This is a genomic window from Bradyrhizobium jicamae (assembly GCF_018130215.1).
Classification (GTDB): domain Bacteria; phylum Pseudomonadota; class Alphaproteobacteria; order Rhizobiales; family Xanthobacteraceae; genus Bradyrhizobium; species Bradyrhizobium jicamae_A.
On sequence record NZ_JAFCKQ010000001.1, the window covers coordinates 167,220 to 185,892 of the forward strand.

Sequence of the window (18,673 nt, forward strand, 5' to 3'; positions counted from 1 at the left end):
AGGTCGCGGGGGTGGTTAAGTGAAAGTGAATGGCTGATCCGCGGGCCGGGCCGGGGCCGGAGCCCTTGACGCGACCGGCCCGGCGGGCGATTTAAGTAACCATGTTCCTGCAGTTTTTCACATCGCTGCGCGATGCCCAGGTCCCCGTGACGCTACGGGAATATCTGACGCTGATGGAAGCGCTCGACGCCGATCTCGCCGAACAGACGGTCGAGAACTTCTACTATCTGTCGCGCGCGGCCCTGGTGAAGGACGAGCGCAATCTCGACAAGTTCGACCGCGTGTTCGGCACCGTGTTCAAGGGGCTCGAAAGCCTGCTCGACGCCATGGGCAAGGCCGAGATCCCCGAGGAGTGGCTGAAGAAGCTCGCGGAGAAGTACCTCACCGAGGAAGAGAAGAAGCAGATCGAGGCGATGGGCTGGGACAAGCTCATGGAGACCTTGAAGAAGCGCCTCGAGGAGCAGAAGGGCCGTCACCAGGGCGGCAGCAAGTGGATCGGCACGGCAGGAACCTCGCCGTTCGGCGCCCATGGCTACAATCCCGAGGGCGTGCGTATCGGGCAGGAGAAGAACCGCAACAACCGCGCCGTGAAGGTGTGGGACAAGCGCGAGTTCAAGGATCTCGACGGCAATGTCGAGCTCGGCATCCGCAACATCAAGGTCGCGCTCAGGCGGCTGCGCAAGTTCGCGCGCACCGGGGCGCCCGACGAACTGGACCTCGACACGACGATCAAGGAGACCGCCAACCACGGCTATCTCGACGTGCATATGCGTCCGGAGCGGCGCAACGCGGTCAAGGTGCTGGTCTTCTTCGATATCGGCGGCTCGATGGATTCGCATATCGAGCAGGTCGAGGAGTTGTTCTCGGCCGCCAAGAGCGAATTCAAGCACATGGAATATTTCTACTTCCACAACTGCCTCTATGAGGGCGTCTGGAAGCAGAACAAGCGGCGCTTCACCGATCGCACGCCAACCTGGGACGTGCTGCACAAATATCCCCACGACTACAAGGTGGTGTTCGTCGGCGACGCATCGATGTCGCCTTACGAGATCATGGTTCCCGGCGGCTCGGTCGAGCACGTCAACGAGGAGTCCGGCTCGGTCTGGCTCGACCGCATCATCCGCACCTATCCGCATTCGGTGTGGCTCAATCCGGTGGCGCAGAAGCATTGGGATTATTCGGAATCGACCACCATCATCCGCCGCATCTTCTCCGAGCGCATGTTCCCGATCACGATCGAGGGTCTGGAGAATGCGATGCGGGAGCTGGTGCGGTAAGCGCACAACGCGCGGCGCGTCGGCGGGTGCGCCACCAATATCGAGGGAGAGTCCGATGGCCCAGACCATTCACCGCGGCATCAAGGCGATGATCGACGAGGCCAATGCCGAGATCGAGACCATCAGCGCCAAGGATGCGATCACGCTGATCGGGAAGGACGATGTCGTGATCGTCGATATCCGCGATCCGCGCGAGATCGAGCGCGACGGCAAGATCCCGGGCGCGTTCTCCTGCACGCGCGGCATGCTGGAGTTCTGGATCGATCCGAACAGTCCCTACGCCAAGCCGATCTTCCAGGAAGACAAGAAGTTCATCTTTCATTGCGCCGGCGGCCTGCGCTCGGCACTCGCCGCCAAGACCGCGAAGGACATGGGTCTGAAGCCGGTCGCGCATATGGGCGGCGGTTTCGCCGCCTGGCGCGATGCCGGCGGCCCGATCGAGGCGTGGGAGCCGAAGAAGAAAGGCTGACGGCTGTTGCCATTCCCTTCACCGTCATTCCGGGTTGGCGACTTGGTCGCGCCGTGGAATGACGAAAAGAAAGTGCTTCCATGACCACTGCCGACGATCCGCTTGTTTCGACCGACTGGCTTGCCGCGCATCTCGGTGACGCCGATGTCAAGGTGCTCGACGCGACCTTCAAGCTGCCGGGCGTATTGCCATTGCCGAAGGACGACTACCTCGCCGCGCACCTGCCGGGCGCGGTGTTCTTTGACGTCGACGCCATATCCGATCATTCCAATCCGCTGCCGCACATGTTTCCGAGCGCCGAGCAGTTCGGCCGCGATATCGGTGCGCTCGGCGTCGGCAATTCCGACACCGTCGTCATCTACGACGCCGGCGGCTGGGTCGCCGCGCCGCGGGCCTGGTGGATGTTCCTCTCCTATGGCCATCGCAATGTGCGTATCCTCAATGGGGGCTTGAAGAAGTGGCGCGCCGAGGGCCGGCCGGTCGAGAGCGGCGAGGTGACGGCGAAACCTGCAACCTTCAAGGCGAGCTACGATCCGAAGCGCGTGCGCAGCATCGAGCAGATGATCGCCAATGTCGGAAACCGTGCCGAGCAGGTGATCGATGCGCGTGCCGCCGATCGCTTCGAGGGCCGTGCGGCCGAGCCGCGGCCGGGCATCCGCGCCGGCCACATCCCGGGCGCCCGCAACGTGCCCTATGGCAACCTGTTCGACGCTGCGACTGGGGCAATGAAGCCGCTCGACGAGTTGCGCACGGCGTTCACCGGTGCCGGCGTCAGGCTTGACGCCCCGATCGTGACGAGTTGCGGATCGGGCGTTTCGGCCGGCGTGCTGACGCTTGCGCTCTACCGGCTCGGCGTCACCGACACCGCACTGTATGACGGCTCCTGGTCGGAATGGGGCCAGGCGAGCGGCCCGCCGATCGCGACGGGGCCGGCCTGATCGAGGGTCATTGCCGCTGCGCGGTCGGGACCGGCTGGCCGAATGGATCGATCTGTTGCGCAACCGCCGGCTGCGACACGTGCGCGCGGGCGATCCGCCGCCGTTCCTTGCGATGCGCCGGCTTGTTGCTCGTACTGTGATCCCGCTTCTTCCTCTTCTTGACCTTCGGTGTCGCCGCCGGCTGCGCAATGGTGACTTCGGGGCCGCCGAGCGTGGCGATCCTGCTCTCGGCTGCGATCGCCTCGGGTGATGGCGAGGCCGCGGGTTCAGGCTCGACTGCGGGCGCCGGAGCAACCGGCACGGGCTCGCTGGCCACCGCCGGAGCCTCGGCCACGACGGCAAGCTTGGGTTCAGCCGGGACCGGCGCGACGTCGGTGGAGGGCGGCGAAGGTTGCTGAACCGGGGCCGCATCCGCCTCTGCGTCCACGGGCGATGTCGGAGCGGCAGCCTCGACCGGCTGCGCCGGCGGGGCTGTCTCAGCAGCCTGCGTGTCCGGCTTATCCGCTGCCGGGGAGGGCGGATCATCAGTCTTCACGGCGGCGATCTTGTCGGGCTCGGCGGGCGGGGAGATCTCAGCGGCTGCCGCAGGTTCGGGCGTTGCAATGGCGACCGGCGCCGGGCTCTCGGCTGTCACGTCGTCGGCTGGCGGCGGATCGACGCGCAGCATGGCGAGAACAGGCGGAGCTTCCGGCTGTTGCTGTTGCGCGAATTGCGGCTCTGGCGGAGCCCGGCGCGCCGGAATGCTGGCAAATTCCTCATGAGCGGCGCGGAACAATGCCGCCGCACCCAGCCCGAACACCAGGAGCGAGGTCGCCAGCACGATCGCCACGAACAGGAAACGAAGGCCGGGAAGCATGGGCGCGGGTTCCCTCTTCTACCGGGAGGTTCTGATGGAAGGGAACGCGGTGACCACACGAATGCCGTTGTCGCAGACGCGAATCAGGCTGATTCGAGAATATCGCAAGGTCGGAAGCGTGTTTGTTACAAAATGCGCGCGACTCATGACTTTGGGCACGTGGACAATCTTTGCCAAGTCGTGAGACATCTTTGCCGCAAACGTCACGGCCAATCACAAAGTGCCCGAATTGGGCTGAATTTCGCGGAATTGTCTTGAATGCGCCGCGATCTTCCGTCATCTGGCCGTTAACGGTCCGGTGTGGCTTGGGGACTATACAAATACGATGATGATCAATCGCATTCTGACGATTTGTGCTGCCGCGGCGCTCGGCGTGGCGGCAACCTCGCTTGCGCATGCGCAGGGTTACCCGGCTCCGCAGGCCCCGGTCTATTCGGCCGCGCCCCAGCCCTATTCGCCGGGCAACCTGCCGAATTTCGATTCACTCGACGATGACGATGCGCCGCAACAGGGTGCAGCCGCTCTGCCGCCTCCCGGCCCGGTGATGTCACCGGATGATCCGCGTTACGGCCGCCCGATGAATGCTCCGCCGGTCTACTCCGACCGTGCGCCTCCGGGCCCGGTGATGTCGCCCGATGATCCCCGCTACGGCCGGCCGATGGGGCCGCCGCCGGTGATCTATGCCAACCGTCCGCAGGGCGCTCCGCCGCCGGCCTATCCCGACAACGGTGTTCCGGCGGCAAACGTCGTCTACCCCGCCAATCCGGGCGGCGATGATCGTGGTGCCATGCGTCCGCCCGAAGGCGTCGCCGCCGCGGGCGTCACCGGAACGGTGCCTCCGCAGTCGGCTCCCGTCGACGCCAACGGCAGACCGGTTCAGATCGCGGCGCTGCCGCCGGATGAGCAGCCCGAAGCCGGCCCAGCCGAGTTGGCGCCAAACCTGCGCCGCCAGGAAGTTTCGTTCGTGACCAAGGAGCCCGCGGGCACCATCATCGTCGATACGCCGAACACCTACCTCTATTACGTCCTCGGCAACGGACGGGCGATCCGCTACGGCGTCCGCGTCGGCCGCGATGGCTTCACCTGGACGGGCGTGCAGAAGATCACCCGCAAGGCCGAATGGCCGGATTGGCATCCGCCGCCGGAGATGATCGAGCGCCAGCCTTACCTGCCGCGCTTCATGGCCGGTGGACCCGGCAACCCGCTCGGCGCGCGCGCGATGTATCTCGGCTCGACCGTGTACCGCATCCACGGCACCAACCAGCCGTCGACCATCGGCAAGTTCGTCTCGTCCGGCTGCATCGGCATGCTGAACGAAGACGTCTCGGACCTGTTCGACCGCGTCAAGGTTGGGACCCGCGTTGTGGTCTGGCCGGGCAACCCGTCAGCCGGCACCGCAACGGCTTCTGCTGCGCCCGAAAGCCCGATGGCATCAGCTGCACCGGCCCCGGTCGTGCCGCTGCCGGGCACGCAGCCGACTTCGGTGCAGCCGCTGCCCGCGCCGGTTACTGTCCGATAAGCCAGCTGTAGCTCTCTTGAAAAAGGCGCGCCGACAGCGCGCCTTTTTTGTTGGTCGATCCGGCGCGATCTCAGGCCAGACGCCGCGGCGGCTCGGCGTCCTTGGTGAAGGCATCGATGCACTCGACCATCTGGCCGTAATGGGCCTGCAGGCCTTCGCGTGTCGCGTAGCCGAGATGCGGCGTGATCACGACATTGTCGAGCTTGCGGAACGGATGGTCTGATGGCAGCGGCTCGACCGCGAACACGTCGATGCCGGCGCCGGCGATCCTCTTCTGCTTCAACGCTTCGACCAGTGCGTCCTCGTCGACGAGCGGCCCGCGCGAACTGTTGACCAGGTAAGCCGTCGGCTTCATCCGCGCGAGATCGGCGGCACCGACCAGGCCGCGCGAGCGCGGGCTGAGCACGACATGGATGGTGACGATGTCGGCGGTTGCGAACAACTCCTCCTTGCCGGCATAGCCGACGCCCGCCTCCTTGCATTTCTCCGATGTCAGGTTCGGGCTCCAGGCGATCACGTTCATGCCGAACGCCTTGGCCATGCCGGCCACCTTGCTGCCGAGCTTGCCGAGCCCGACGATGCCGAGCGTCTTGCCCTCGATCTCGGTGCCGGCAAAGGTCTGCCAGGGCTCGCCGGCATGCATCCGCGCGTTCTCGCGGCCGATGCCGCGCGTGAGTTCCAGGATCAGGCCCATGGTGAGCGCGGCTGTGGGATCGCGGCCATATTGCGTGCCGCACAGCACGACCTTGCGATCCCTGGCCGCCTCCATGTCGATCGCGGCGTTGCGCATCCCCGAGGTGACCAGGAGCTTCAGCCGGGGCAGCGCATCGAATAACGCGCGCGGAAACGGCGTGCGCTCGCGCATCGCGCAGATGATCTCGAAACCCTTCAGTTTGGCGGCGGCTTCGGCTTCGCTGGCGAACGGCTTGTCGAACACCGTGACGTCGACGTGGTCCTTGATCCTGGGCCAGTCGGCCACCGAGAGGGCGAGGTCAAAATAATCGTCGAGGATTGCACAGCTGAGCCGCGTCATCGGGAGGTCCATTCGGGGCAAGGATAACGGCGGCAAACGTCGCCGGAGAGCCCGTCATGGTCGCGCGCAAAGGGCGGGCGCGCAAGCGGTCGCGGCTGCAAAAAGGACCGGCTGTTATGCCGACGGAGACGCCTTGCGCGCCTTCGCGCTGCGGATCTCGGCGAGCATCGTGTTCACTGCCGGCGACAATGCCTTGTGCTTGGCGCGCCAGGCCGGGCCCGGGCCGCGCATGTAGTGCAGTTCCGGCCGGTAGGGGCTGAATGCCTTGGTCACGAAAGCGTGCCAGGAGGCACGGAGATCGGCGAACAGCGTCGTCTCGCTTTTCGAGCGCGGGAGAGATGGTGAAGTGATGCTAGCCATGACGCGGCCTCAACTGTTTGGTCGCGGTTTTGCCGCGAAAATTGCCGTTTTTCGGCGTTGAGAACGAGTTTTGGCCTGATTTATTAAAAGATGGTTTCAATTGTCGTGATTCGGCGCACACATGGTGTCGAACCCGTAATCGCCCGTGGTGGACCGACGAAACGTGGTGAACGGACGGAAAACGCCGGGCCCCGCGGTTGCGCTTTCGAGGGCCGGCCGCTACATCGGCGGCAGCAAAATTTCCTTACATCGGATCAATTCCAGGGACCGCGGATGGCTCGCCAGTTCGTCTATTTCATGCAGGGTCTGACCAAGAGCTACCCGACCCGCAAGGTGCTCGATAACATCCATTTGAGCTTCTACCCGGACGCCAAGATCGGCGTGCTCGGCGTCAACGGCTCGGGCAAGTCGACGCTGCTCAAGATCATGGCGGGCCTGGACAAGGAATATACCGGCGAGGCCTGGGTCGCCGAGGGGGCCCGCGTCGGCTATCTCGAGCAGGAACCGCAGCTCGATGCCACGCTTACCGTGCGCGAAAACGTGATGCAGGGCGTCGCCAAGCAGAAGGCGATCCTGGACCGCTACAACGAGCTTGCCGTCAATTATTCGGACGAGACGGCGGATGAGATGACCAAGCTGCAGGACGAGATCGAGGCCCAGGGCCTCTGGGATCTCGACAGCAAGGTCGATCAGGCGATGGACGCGCTGCGCTGCCCGCCCGACGACGCCGATGTGACGAAGCTCTCCGGCGGCGAACGTCGCCGCGTCGCGCTGTGCCGCCTGCTGCTCGACCAGCCCGAGCTCCTGCTGCTCGACGAGCCGACCAACCATCTCGACGCCGAGTCGGTGTCATGGCTGGAAGGTCATCTGCGGCAGTATCCGGGCGCGATCCTGATCGTCACCCACGATCGCTACTTCCTCGACAACGTCACGGGCTGGATCCTCGAGCTCGACCGCGGCCGGGGCATTCCCTACGAGGGCAACTACTCGTCGTGGCTGGTGCAGAAGCAGAAGCGGCTCGAGCAGGAGGGCCGCGAGGACGCCGCCCACCAGAAGACGCTGGCCCGCGAGCAGGAGTGGGTCGCATCCTCGCCGAAGGCCCGGCAGGCCAAGTCGAAGGCGCGCTACCAGCGCTACGAGGAACTGCTCAAGAAGGCGAGCGAGAAGCAGACCCAGACCGCGCAGATCATCATTCCGGTCGCCGAGCGGCTTGGCGCCAACGTCGTCGACTTCGAGGGCCTCAGCAAGGGCTTTGCAGACCGCCTCCTGATCGACGACCTCACCTTCAAGCTGCCGCCCGGCGGCATCGTCGGCGTGATCGGCGCGAACGGCGCCGGCAAGACCACGCTGTTCAAGATGATCACCAGGCAGGAGCAGCCGGACAAGGGCACCATCACGGTCGGCGAGACCGTGCATCTCGGCTATGTCGACCAGTCGCGCGACGCGCTCGAGGGCAACAAGACCGTGTGGGAGGAGATCTCCGGCGGCAACGAGCTGATCCTGCTCGGCAAGAAGGAAGTCAATTCGCGCGGCTACTGCTCGGCCTTCAACTTCAAGGGCGCCGACCAGCAGAAGAAGGTCGGGGCGCTGTCCGGCGGTGAGCGCAACCGCGTGCATCTCGCCAAGATGCTGAAGTCGGGCGCCAACGTGCTGCTGCTCGACGAACCGACCAACGACCTCGACGTCGACACGCTGCGTGCGCTGGAAGAGGCGCTGGAGGATTTCGCCGGCTGCGCCGTCATCATCAGCCACGATCGCTGGTTCCTCGACCGCATCGCGACCCATATCCTGGCCTTCGAAGGCGACAGCCATGTCGAATGGTTCGAAGGCAACTTCCAGGACTATGAGAAGGACAAGATGCGCCGGCTCGGTCAAGACAGCATCATTCCGCACCGCGTGAAGTACAAGAAGCTGACGCGGTGATTGCGTCGCGCGGTCGAAACCGGGTGCCGCGATCGACCGCCGCTTCATTTGCAGGATCGTGACCGCATCGCGGCGCAATCTGCGGCCAGTTGTCACTTTGCACGCGCGCGGGATTGCGTAGATAGAGCGCTCCGCAAATCGAATCCCGCGAGCATTCCAACATGTCCGTCATGTCGGCTGCGCCCGCCCGCGCGAAGCGCCGGTCGCTGCGTCCCGTTCCCATGCTGATCTTCGGATCGCGCTGGCTGCAAGTGCCGCTCTATGTCGGCCTCATCATCGCCCAGGGCATCTATGTCCTGCTGTTCCTGAAGGAGCTGTGGCACCTGTTCGCCCATTCGTTCGATTTCAGCGAACAGCAGATCATGCTGGCGGTGCTCGGCCTGATCGACGTCGTGATGATCTCGAACCTGCTGGTGATGGTGATCGTCGGCGGCTACGAGACCTTCGTGTCGCGGCTCAATCTGCAGGGACATCCCGACGAGCCGGAATGGCTGAGCCATGTCAACGCCAGCGTGCTGAAGATCAAGCTCGCGATGGCGATCATCGGCATCTCCTCGATCCATCTGCTGCGCACCTTCATCGAAGCGGGCGCGCTGATGTCGGGCAGGAGCAACTTCACCGAAACCGGCGTGATGTGGCAGACCATCATCCATTGTGTCTTCATCCTGTCGGCGATCGGCATTGCCATCGTCGACAAGCTCTCGAACGATTCGATCGAGGGAACCAGGCAGCAGGCCGCGCATTGAGCGCTTCCGGCTCCGCGGTTCACAGCAATCCGGTGTCGTGATAAGGCTCACGGCACGAATGGACGGGCATCAGTCAAATGGCGCCCATTGGATCGCTGCGTGAACGGGCTGCCCGATTTGACTTTCCTCCGCGCGCTTGCCTTCGGGCTCCTGCTTGCATTCTTGGCCATCGTCCCGCCCGCGCGCGCGGGCGACGCCGCGTTCGCCCGGTTCATCGCCTCGCTGTGGCCGGAGGCACAGGCCGCCGGCGTTTCGCGCCAGACGTTTGACCGCGAGACGAGCGGGCTCGAGCCTGATTACAAGCTGCCCGACCTGATCCTCCCCGGGCGGCCGAAAACCGGCGCGCCGGCGCAGGCCGAATTCGTGCAGGTGCCGGCCGACTACATCAAGGAAGCCTCGATCGCGCGGCTCGCGACGGAGGGGCAGAAGCTCCTGCAGAAATATCGTCCGGCGCTCGATGCGATCGAGAAGCGCTTTGGCGTACCGGCCCCGATCGTGCTGGCGATATGGGGCCGCGAGACCGACTACGGCCGCTACGCGCTGCCCTACGACACGCTGCGCGTGGTGGCGACCCAGGCCTATGTCGGCCGCCGCAAGGAGCAGTATCGCACCGAGTTCATCCTCGCGCTGAAGATCCTCGGCGAGGGCGTGGTGAAGCGCAGGGAGATGACCTCGTCCTGGGCGGGCGCCACCGGCTACACCCAGTTCCTGCCGTCGGAATACTACAAGCACGGCGTCGACCTCGACGGCGACGGCCGTGTCGATATCTGGCACTCGGTGCCTGACGCGCTTGCCTCCGCCGCGCAGCAGCTCGTCAACAAGGGCTGGCAGCCGGGGGTGCGCTGGGCCTACGAGGTGAAGGCGCCTGCCAATGTCGATTGCACGATGGGCGTGCCCGAGGTGACCAGGCCGATCGGCGAATGGTTGCACGCCGGGTTCGTGCCGGTGCGCGGCGAGAGGCTAAGCGCCGCCGAGCAGGCGCAGCAGGCCTCGTTGTTGCAGCCCGAGGGCATCTATGGACCCGCCTTCCTGGCCACGCCGAATTACTTCGTGATCAAGGAGTATAATTTTTCCGATCTCTACGTCCTGTTCGTCGGTCACCTTGCCGACCGCATGACCAGTCCGCTGCCATTCGCAACCCCATGGTCCGCGTCGACGCAGCTGCGTTCCGCAGACGTCGAGGCGATGCAGCGGCATCTGACGCAGATCGGCCTCTACAAGGACAAGCTCGACGGCAAGGCCGGAATGCAGACCCGCGCCGCGCTCGGCGCCTATCAGAAGCAGGCCGGGTTGAAGGTCGATTGCTGGCCGAGCGAGACGGTGCTGCGCTCGATGAGCGCGGCGCGTTAGCGAGCCGCGACAGGGGGAACCGAGATGCGGGACAGGCTGTTTCTTCTCAGGCCGGGTTTCGAAGATCCCGCGTTTCCCGGCCAGCGCTTCTATTGTTGGCACTGCGCCTTGCTGGAAGGTGTGCTTGCATCATTCCCGGAGCTCGGAGACGCGATCGCGGTCGAGCGGATCGCATGGCCGCAGCCGAGGCGGGAGGTTGTCGATCTCATCGGCGTCGAGAACCAGTCGCTGCCGGTGCTCGTGCTTGCCGATGATGCCGCCGCCGGGCTCGAGACCGGGCGGGCCAATGGCAACAGGTTCGTCGAGGGCAAGGACGCGATCCTGCGGGTGCTTCGCCTCAGGCACGGCATTCCCGAAGCGCACCCTTGACCGAAGAAAACCCGACCGAAGAAAACCCGACCAAAGAAAAACCCGACCAAAGAAAACCCGGCCGAGAGGGCCGGGTTCCGACAGCGGATCGAGACGCTGCGTCGATGGATCAGTCGCAGACCTGGATGCGGCGGAAGCGCCAGGCGTAGCCGTCCCAGAACCGCTCGCGAACCCAGCGGCAGGGGGCTTCTTCGACATAGGTCGGGGCGGGCGCAACGTAGACCGGCGCCGGACGGCTGGCGGCGATCGCGCCGCCGAGCAGGGCACCGCCGATCAGGCCACCGGCAACACCGGCTGCGACCGCGCCGCCGTCTCCGGCCTTGGCGGCCGGAGCAACGACCAGCGAACCGGCGATCGTGGTGACGGCGACAAGGGCGGCTAAAGTCTTCTTCATGTCTCTGGCACTCCTGGAGAGGATGGCGCCGTGGTTCGGCGCCGGGTTTGGGTGACTGGCACGCTGGTTTCGAACTGCTGTCTGGCTAAACAGCGCAAAACAGTCAATTGAAAGTAAACGTCCGTATCATGGTGACGAAAAAAGCGGTTTTTTCGGGCCACCACACGTAGATGTCCCGGAAAACCGTCCGTTTTCCGGGACATCTTGTTCGAATTACTCGAAGTGTACGGTGATTAGCCGCAGACCCTGACGCTGCGAACGCGCCAGCCGTAGCCGTCCCAGAAGCGCTGGCGCTGCCAGTAGCAGCCGGGGGCCGGATAGTAGCCAGGGCCGGCGACATAGGCCGGCGGCGGCGCGTAATAGCCGGGGCCGTAATAGTAGCCGTTCTGCGATGCGATCGCGCCGCCGACGATTGCGCCGCCGATCAATCCGGCAGCCACGCCTGCGGCGACACCGCGTTGTGCATGGGCGGGGGCGGGCACCGCCACAGCCGAAACCGCCAACGTGGCGGCGGCGCAAAGCGCCAGCAATGTCTTCTTCATGACCTCACCTTTCCCGGGTGCTGCGACAGCGAGCAAATCAATCTGTCCAATGAAACGTTCCATATTTCGCTTGAACGATCAATGAACGGACCGACCTCATTTGGTGACCAATGATGGCGAAAGATGGATGTTTTTTTGCTGTGCACAAACCACGAACGCGTGGGTGCGGCGGGAGATCCAGGGCATGACGATCAGCGCAATGGTGGGCTTCCTGGTCGCGGTCGCCGGCACCGCGCTCGTGATCTATGCCCTCATGACGGCGAAGGAGCGCCGCCTCGCGGGGCGGAGCAGCGGCTCCGCGGACGACACAAGCGGCTTCGCCGGTGATTCCAGCGATACGGTCTGGGGTTTCGCCTGGTTGGGTGGCGGCGGTTCCGACGCCGGTCATTCCGGGAACTGCAGCAGCGATGGTGTCAGCAGCGACTTCGGCGGTGCCGGCGGAGACTGTGGCGGTGGTGGCGGCGGTGGCGGAAGCGGCGATTGATGCCGGTCAATACGAAAGCCGCGCATATCGGGAAATGGCACACGCGAATTTAGACCCGTTCCAATGTGAATCCTGCATCAGTTTGGAATTGCTTCAAAAAGCGCTTTTTCCTTTTGCAACCGATCGAGCCGTTCAATAGATCATTTGCAGCATCACCGATGGACCCGCCTTTCTCTGATGATTGTCTGTTCCTGTAACGTCCTGAGCGACCACGATGTCCGCACTGCCGTGAGTGCCGGTGGGCCCGTGACACGCAATGCCAAGCAGGTTTACGGCTGCCTCGGCTGCAGTGCCGAGTGTGGCCGCTGTGCGCGTACGATCAAGGCGATCATCGACGAGGCGCTCGGCCCCTGCGCCAAGGCCTGCTGCGCCGGCTGCCCGCACAGCCATCCCCAGGCCGCCAACGAAGACCACGCCGAGCCCGCTGAATTCGCGCTCGCGGCCTGCTGAACAGTCCAGCTCGCCGGACTTTCCTTTATCCACGCCACGCTTCCGCGGAGGGTTGCCCTATGAGGTAATCTGACTTAGAAGCGTTCTAAACTATATTCTGGCCGATTTGGCCGTGATTAGGTGGAGTGGATCATGCAAGGCGACCCGAAGGTCATCGACTATCTCAACAAGGGGCTGCGCAGCGAACTGACCGCCATCAATCAGTACTGGCTGCACTACCGGATGCTGAACAATTGGGGCCTCCTCGAGATGGCCAAGGTCTGGCGCAAGGAATCCATCGAAGAGATGGAGCACGCCGACAAGTTCGTGGACCGCATCCTGTTTCTCGACGGCTTTCCGAACCTGCAGGTGCTCGATCCGCTGAGGATCGGCCAGGACGTCAAGGAGATCCTCGAGGCGGATCTCGCGGCCGAGATCGGCGCGCGCACGCTGTACCAGGAAGCGGCGACCTATTGCCACGGCGTCAAGGACTATGTCAGCCGCGACCTGTTCGAGCAGCTGATGAAGGACGAGGAGCATCACATCGACTTCCTCGAGACCCAGCTCGACCTGATCAAGCGCATCGGGCTTGAGCTCTACACCCAGAAGCACGTCGGCCATTTGCAGGGCGAAGACTGAGCTCTGACCTGAAGCTGTCTCCGGAATCACGAGAGGCCGTCCTTGCGGACGGCCTCTTTTCGTTGTCGCGCGATGTCGCTTCGACGCAGTCCGGTCAGTAGCAGCGCGTGATGTTGACCGTCTGGTCTCCGCCGCGTCCGGGCACCGTGACGGTCTCGGTGGGGCAGCTCGACACATAGGGATGGTCCGAGGGCGCCACTGCCGGTGGATAGCGATGCGCCCAGTCCCAGGGAACGTCATAGGTGTAGGTATAGCGGACGTCGTTCGAGAGCGGCGGCGCGCCTTCGGCGACGGGCTCGCCGGTCGGACCATAGTAATAACCGCCATCGCCAGGCCAGAAAGTGCCAGGCACGCGGCCGTGATGGCGGAAAGCGGGGAAAGCGGGATGCGGCCCGGCGAACGCGCCGCGCGGCGCCGCTCCTGATCGCGCAAAGGTCTCGGTCGAGGAAGCAAGCATCAGCGCTGCAACGCTGACTGAGGCGACGAGCGCCCCGCTCATTCTATACGCCATGGCACGCACCAACTCTTTGACTACGGAGCCTTGTGCGGACGCTAAGCCGTGCCCCGTGGCGCCCGCAAACACATACTTAATTATTGGTTAAGAAACATGGTTAACAAGGTGCTACGGTATCGCTGCATGCCTTAGAGCTGCGTCTTGTAGCGTTCGTAGACGACCTCCTGGCTCTCCGGCTCACCCAGCGTCGTCTGGTCGTGGATGACCTGGCTGATGCTCGGGAACACCTTGCGCTCGACGCGCGTATCCGCCGACCACAGCTTCGAGCGCATCAGCGCCTTGCCGCAGTGGAAATAGGCCTCCGTGACATCGATGCGCAGCGCCGCGCGCGGCGGCTTGCCGAACTCTATCATCGACGCCAGCAGATCGGGATCGGCCGACACCCGCCCCTTGCCGCCGACCCGCAATGTCTCGTCGATGCCGGGCACGAAGAAGATCAGCTGCAGCCGCCCTGTGCCTTCGACGATGTTGCGGAAACTGTCGATGCGGTTGTTGCCGGCGCGGTCCGGCATCAGGAGCTGGTTCGGGCCGGCCACGGTCACGAAGCCCGGCATGCCGCCGCGCGGCGATGCGTCGACGCTGCCGTCGGAGCCCGAGGTCGCCAGCACGCAGAACGGCGACATTTCGATGAACTTCCGCGCGTGGACATCGATATCCGGCCGCGCCTTGGCGATGACGCGGGCGGTCGGCTGCGGGTAGATCGTGGTCAGGTCGGCGGAAGCAGGATCGGTCACGGCGTGTCTCCGGTCACGTTGCAGGTGAGCCTGAGCGCTTTCGAGCGAAGCCAGTATCGGTTCGCGTGAAGAACGCGTCAAAACGAAAATCCAGGGCTCCGTTCCCGTCGGAACGAAAATAGCTCTAGCATCCTGCGCTGCAGCCGTCATCTCGATGTCATCTAGGCTGCATCCGCCGAACGAAGCACCTGATGATGGTGCTGCCGCGATGATGCACGTGCCACATGACGGCCTCGCTGACCGGATTGTCGTGGCCGCGGACGTCCGCGCGAGATCGTCGATCGAGCGAGCCAAGACGCCCCGCACGCAGGCTTCCAGTATCACGGCGGTCGCGGCGGGATTCGCTTTTGAATTCGCAGAGTCACAAGCGCCGCTGATCGGGAGATATCACGAGATACGATTTTGCGCGCCGACCGGCATGCGGAAAAATGATCGCGAAGTCTCCGGGCGATTCAACCTCGAAACATCGGGCGTTTGAGCATGTTCCGGAAAGGGGGGGAAATGCCGGTTTTTTCGACCATGCGCAAGGCGCATGGCATCGCGCATGGCTGTGGTCGGCAGCCATTCCGATCGCAGTGCGTTGCTTTCTGCCGGCTGATCGCGACGGGGCAGTGGTTGCGCCGCGCCTGGCATGCCTTGTCGATGGTCGTCGCGGTCAGCCTGTTGATGGTTGTCACGGCGACAACTGCTCGTGCTCAGTCCTGCGTGACTGTGACCGGTCCTCCCAATACGCCGAGGAATGAGACCACCATCAATTTCTCTGGCGCGGGGCTGAACTCCGTCGTTACGTTTGACGTTTCCCAGTGTCCAGCCAACATAAGGGCCGGCATGTACAGTGTCCCAGGGTCTGACCCGTTCTTCGGGCTTGACGCGCTTCACGAATCTAACGGCCCCGTGACATTAACGATCAACGGGGGGGCCCAATTCGTCGTCAGGTCGAGCACGCGCGACCGCAATACCGGGTTTATCGATAGATACACCTTCACGTTGACGAAACTGGGCAACCAGTCCAGCGGCGGGTTTTTCTTGTATTTCATATCGAACGTAACAGATCCGAACAAACCTTCCCCACCGAACGCGCCATTCTGGATAGACTTTACTAACCTCCCAGTCGCCGCCCCGCCAGGGCCAACCGCGCCTTCCATTGTCGCCACCTTCAGTCCGACAGTTATCACAATCTCGCAGACATCGACGCTGACACTGACGATCACCAACACGAATGCCTCGACGAGCCTCGCCGGCGTTGCGGTCGCGCCGTCTGCGCTCCCGGCCGACCTGTCCGCGTCGGGCCTCAACGCGACCTACACCAGCGGCGTCAACGGCACGGCCACCTACGATCCCGGAACCCGCCAGATCAGCTACTCCGGCGGCACGCTCGCTGCAGGGACCAGCGCGACCTGCACCATCACCGCGACGATATCGGACAAGACGGACACGTCCTTTAGATACCGGACCGAGTACACGACCGGCGCGGTCTCGTCGTCATCGCCCGCGACCACGGGAACGACGGCTACAGCGGACGTGAGCGTGGCGTCCCCTCCGCCCACAGTGGCCTCGATCTCGCCGGCGTCGGGGCCGCTCGCGGGCGGCACGACCGTGACGATATCAGGCACCGATTTGGCCGATTCGACATTTGTGATGTTCGGCTCTGAACGTGCCGATGCCTACACGGTCAACTCGGCGACTTCGATTACGGCCGTCGCGCCGAAGGGAAGGGGAACGGGAACGGTCGACGTTCTTGTGTTCACCTCGAGTGGCTCGTCAGTCACCTCCGCGGCGGATCAGTTCACCTATGCGGACGCGCCAATCGTGAATTCGATCTCGTCCACGTCTGGGCCGGTGTCGGGTGGAACGTCGGTGACCATCACCGGAGCCAACCTCACTGGCGCGACCGCGGTGAAGTTCGGCGCAACGGCTGCAACCAGCTTCACGGTCAATTCGGCGACCTCGATCACGGCGATCTCACCGGCCGGCACCGGGACCGTCGACATCGCGGTGACGACCGCAGGCGGCAGGTCCGCTGTGTCGGCCGCAGATAAATTCACCTATACGACTGCACCGAGCATCACATCGATCTCGCCGGCAGGAGGTCCAGTTGCGGGCGGCACGTCGGTGACGATTGCCGGCACAAATTTCACCGGCGCGACGGCGGTGAAATTCGGCGCAACGGCTGCAACCAGCTTCACGGTCAATTCGGCGACCTCGATCACGGCGACTTCGCCGGCCGGCACCGGCACCGTCGATGTCACGGTGACCACCGCGGTCAGCACCAGTCCGGCCGCGGCCGCCGACCAGTTCAGTTACGCCGGACTGCCGGCGGTCGCGTCGATCTCGCCCGCGTCAGGACCGACCACGGGCGGAACGTCGGTTACCATCACCGGCGCCAATTTCGCTGGTGTCAGCGCGGTCAAGTTCGGTGCCACCAATGCCACGAGTTTCACGGTCAACTCGGCGACCTCGATCACGGCGGTCTCACCGGCCGGCGCCGGCGCTGTCGATATTGTCGTGACCGCGGCGAACGGCACCAGTGCGGTTTCGGCAAGCGACCGCTTCACGTATAAGGCGATCGCCACCAGCGTGGCGCTGGCATCGTCAGTCAATCCCTCCAGCTTCGGTCGGCCCATCACCTTCAACGCGACCGTCACCGGCTCTGGCGGAACACCCGCCGGCACCGTGACCTTCAAGGATGCCGGCGCAGCCATCGGCACCGCCACATTGTCTGCAGGCATCGCCTCCTTCACCATCACGACGCTCGCGGTCGGAACGCACGCGATCACGGCGAGCTACGGCGGCAGCGCTATTTTCGCGGCAAGCACGTCGCCTGCGCTCAACCAGACCGTCAACATCCCCTCCGACAGCGTCAAGCTGCATCAATTGCAGGTCAGCGTCACCAAGATCGTGGCGCAGAACTCGGGACAGGCGATCTCGAGCGCGATCGACCAGGCGATCGACGAAGGCTTCGCAGACAACTGGATCTTCGCGACCCCGGGTCAAACCGGCGTCCGCTTCAATTTCGCCGCGGATCCTTACGCAGAGAATGCTGACCACGGCGATGCACCATCCACGTCGGCCGGCACGGGCCGGGGCGGCAGCATCCTCGGCATCGGCATCGACAATGCCTACGGTCCCGGCACCGCCTCCGACAGCAACAGCGGTGGACGCACCGTCGGCAACCCCTCGAAGCGGGTCAATGACGCCTTCGCGGCGATCGATCAGGAGATGCCGCGCAAGGCGCCGCCAAAGAAGTATCAGGAGCCGAAGGATTGGCTGTTCTGGGTCGATGTCCGCGGCGCCGGGCTCAATCGTCTGACCTCGGCGCAGACGGCGGCCGGCCTGACGACGAGTGCTGCGCCACTCTTCGGCCTTCAGGTCAATGCGCTGGCTGGATTGACGTACCGGATGCGGCCGAACTTCCTCGTCGGCGTGATCGGCGGCTATGAGAACTTCAACTACACCGAGCAGGACGTCAACGGCAAACTGACCGGCGACGGCTGGACCATCGGCTCCTATATGGGCTGGAAGATCACGCCGTCGCTGCGCTACGACGCGGCCGTGACCTATTCCGGCATCGGCTACAACGGCGTCGCTGGCACCGCGCAGGGCAATTTCAGCGGCGAGCGCTGGATGGTCTCGACCGGCCTGACCGGCACCTACAAGGCCTGGGGCTTGATCTTCGAGCCGTCCGCCAAGGTCTACGCGCTCTGGGAGCATGAAGGCGCCTACGTCGACTCGCTCGGAACGGCGCAAGGCAATCATGATTTCTCGACCGGCCGTGTCTCTGGAGGCCTCAAGGTGGCCTATCCGTTCGCCTGGACCGACAGCATCGAACTGGCGCCCTATGCCGGCATCTACGGCGACTACTATTTCAACCAGGACAATGCCGCCGCGATCGTGCTTGGGGGCGGCGTGCCGCTGGCCTCGACACCGCTGCTCCAGGGCTGGTCGGCACGGGCGACGGCCGGCCTCAACGCCAAACTCGAAAGTGGAGCGATGGTCGGCGTCGGTGCCGAATTCGGCGGCATCGGCTCCGATTTCCAGACCTGGACCGTCAAGGCGAAGGGCCAGCTGCCCTTCAGCGCGCAGTGAGGGTCGAGAGC

General features: G+C 64.2%; 19 protein-coding genes. 12 read left to right on the plus strand and 7 right to left on the minus strand.

All coding sequences use genetic code 11. The features are described from left to right. Window positions 1-101: 101 nt before the first annotated feature. From JQ586_RS00725 to sseA, 3 genes are all read left to right on the plus strand, one after another. Window positions 102-1,277: a VWA domain-containing protein gene (locus JQ586_RS00725; protein ID WP_212392554.1), complete on the plus strand. Its 1,176-nt coding sequence runs from the start codon at window positions 102-104 to the stop codon at window positions 1,275-1,277. 55 nt (window positions 1,278-1,332) lie between these two features. After that, on the plus strand, window positions 1,333-1,746 hold the full coding sequence (locus JQ586_RS00730; RefSeq protein ID WP_212392555.1) for a rhodanese-like domain-containing protein: 414 nt from the start codon (window positions 1,333-1,335) through the stop codon (window positions 1,744-1,746). Window positions 1,747-1,826: 80 nt separating this feature from the next. After that, entirely contained in the window at window positions 1,827-2,684 is an 858-nt protein-coding gene (gene sseA / locus JQ586_RS00735) for a 3-mercaptopyruvate sulfurtransferase (RefSeq protein WP_212392556.1), read from the plus strand. Between the two features lie 7 nt (window positions 2,685-2,691). Here the strand turns inward: sseA and JQ586_RS00740 are convergent, their stop codons facing one another. Next, window positions 2,692-3,540, minus strand: a complete 849-nt coding sequence (locus JQ586_RS00740; RefSeq protein WP_212392557.1) for a hypothetical protein — start codon at window positions 3,538-3,540, stop codon at window positions 2,692-2,694. Between the two features lie 325 nt (window positions 3,541-3,865). Here JQ586_RS00740 and JQ586_RS00745 point away from each other — a divergent pair, with 325 nt between their 5' ends. Continuing rightward, window positions 3,866-5,059, plus strand: coding sequence for a L,D-transpeptidase (locus tag JQ586_RS00745; RefSeq protein ID WP_212392558.1), 1,194 nt, complete (start codon window positions 3,866-3,868; stop codon window positions 5,057-5,059). Between the two features lie 70 nt (window positions 5,060-5,129). On the opposite strand, the gene JQ586_RS00750 is transcribed toward JQ586_RS00745, so the two are convergent. Both JQ586_RS00750 and JQ586_RS00755 read right to left on the minus strand, forming a co-directional pair. Next, window positions 5,130-6,092, minus strand: coding sequence for a D-2-hydroxyacid dehydrogenase family protein (locus JQ586_RS00750; protein ID WP_212392559.1), 963 nt, complete (start codon window positions 6,090-6,092; stop codon window positions 5,130-5,132). A gap of 114 nt (window positions 6,093-6,206) precedes the next feature. Next, window positions 6,207-6,452 (minus strand): hypothetical protein, encoded by a 246-nt coding sequence (locus JQ586_RS00755; RefSeq protein WP_212392560.1) that lies wholly within the window; start codon window positions 6,450-6,452, stop codon window positions 6,207-6,209. A 273-nt stretch (window positions 6,453-6,725) separates the two neighbouring features. Here JQ586_RS00755 and ettA point away from each other — a divergent pair, with 273 nt between their 5' ends. From ettA to JQ586_RS00775, 4 genes are all read left to right on the plus strand, one after another. Further along, entirely contained in the window at window positions 6,726-8,375 is a 1,650-nt protein-coding gene (ettA, locus tag JQ586_RS00760) for an energy-dependent translational throttle protein EttA (protein WP_212392561.1), read from the plus strand. A 161-nt stretch (window positions 8,376-8,536) separates the two neighbouring features. Continuing rightward, entirely contained in the window at window positions 8,537-9,121 is a 585-nt protein-coding gene (locus tag JQ586_RS00765) for a TIGR00645 family protein (RefSeq protein WP_212392562.1), read from the plus strand. A 168-nt stretch (window positions 9,122-9,289) separates the two neighbouring features. Then, on the plus strand, window positions 9,290-10,471 hold the full coding sequence (locus JQ586_RS00770; protein ID WP_212392985.1) for a lytic murein transglycosylase: 1,182 nt from the start codon (window positions 9,290-9,292) through the stop codon (window positions 10,469-10,471). A 24-nt stretch (window positions 10,472-10,495) separates the two neighbouring features. Then, a complete protein-coding gene (locus tag JQ586_RS00775) occupies window positions 10,496-10,840 on the plus strand; it encodes a DUF3088 domain-containing protein (RefSeq protein WP_212392563.1) in 345 nt (114 codons plus the stop codon). Window positions 10,841-10,949: 109 nt separating this feature from the next. Here the strand turns inward: JQ586_RS00775 and JQ586_RS00780 are convergent, their stop codons facing one another. Both JQ586_RS00780 and JQ586_RS00785 read right to left on the minus strand, forming a co-directional pair. Next, on the minus strand, window positions 10,950-11,234 hold the full coding sequence (locus tag JQ586_RS00780; protein ID WP_212392564.1) for a hypothetical protein: 285 nt from the start codon (window positions 11,232-11,234) through the stop codon (window positions 10,950-10,952). A gap of 233 nt (window positions 11,235-11,467) precedes the next feature. Beyond that, complete coding sequence (locus tag JQ586_RS00785) at window positions 11,468-11,776, minus strand: hypothetical protein (RefSeq protein ID WP_212392565.1); 309 nt, start codon at window positions 11,774-11,776, stop codon at window positions 11,468-11,470. Between the two features lie 184 nt (window positions 11,777-11,960). Between JQ586_RS00785 and JQ586_RS00790 the strand changes: the two genes are divergently transcribed. From JQ586_RS00790 to bfr, 3 genes are all read left to right on the plus strand, one after another. Then, a complete protein-coding gene (locus tag JQ586_RS00790; RefSeq protein WP_212392566.1) occupies window positions 11,961-12,260 on the plus strand; it encodes a hypothetical protein in 300 nt (99 codons plus the stop codon). 177 nt (window positions 12,261-12,437) lie between these two features. Next, complete coding sequence (locus tag JQ586_RS00795; RefSeq protein WP_212392567.1) at window positions 12,438-12,710, plus strand: bacterioferritin-associated ferredoxin; 273 nt, start codon at window positions 12,438-12,440, stop codon at window positions 12,708-12,710. Window positions 12,711-12,842: 132 nt separating this feature from the next. Then, on the plus strand, window positions 12,843-13,328 hold the full coding sequence (gene bfr, locus JQ586_RS00800) for a bacterioferritin (RefSeq protein WP_212392568.1): 486 nt from the start codon (window positions 12,843-12,845) through the stop codon (window positions 13,326-13,328). A gap of 94 nt (window positions 13,329-13,422) precedes the next feature. Here the strand turns inward: bfr and JQ586_RS00805 are convergent, their stop codons facing one another. Beyond that, window positions 13,423-13,839, minus strand: coding sequence for a hypothetical protein (locus tag JQ586_RS00805; RefSeq protein ID WP_212392569.1), 417 nt, complete (start codon window positions 13,837-13,839; stop codon window positions 13,423-13,425). Window positions 13,840-13,970: 131 nt separating this feature from the next. After that, window positions 13,971-14,576: a pyridoxamine 5'-phosphate oxidase family protein gene (locus JQ586_RS00810; RefSeq protein WP_212392570.1), complete on the minus strand. Its 606-nt coding sequence runs from the start codon at window positions 14,574-14,576 to the stop codon at window positions 13,971-13,973. 1,026 nt (window positions 14,577-15,602) lie between these two features. Between JQ586_RS00810 and JQ586_RS00815 the strand changes: the two genes are divergently transcribed. Then, window positions 15,603-18,662: an IPT/TIG domain-containing protein gene (locus JQ586_RS00815; protein WP_249147174.1), complete on the plus strand. Its 3,060-nt coding sequence runs from the start codon at window positions 15,603-15,605 to the stop codon at window positions 18,660-18,662. Window positions 18,663-18,673: the final 11 nt, after the last annotated feature.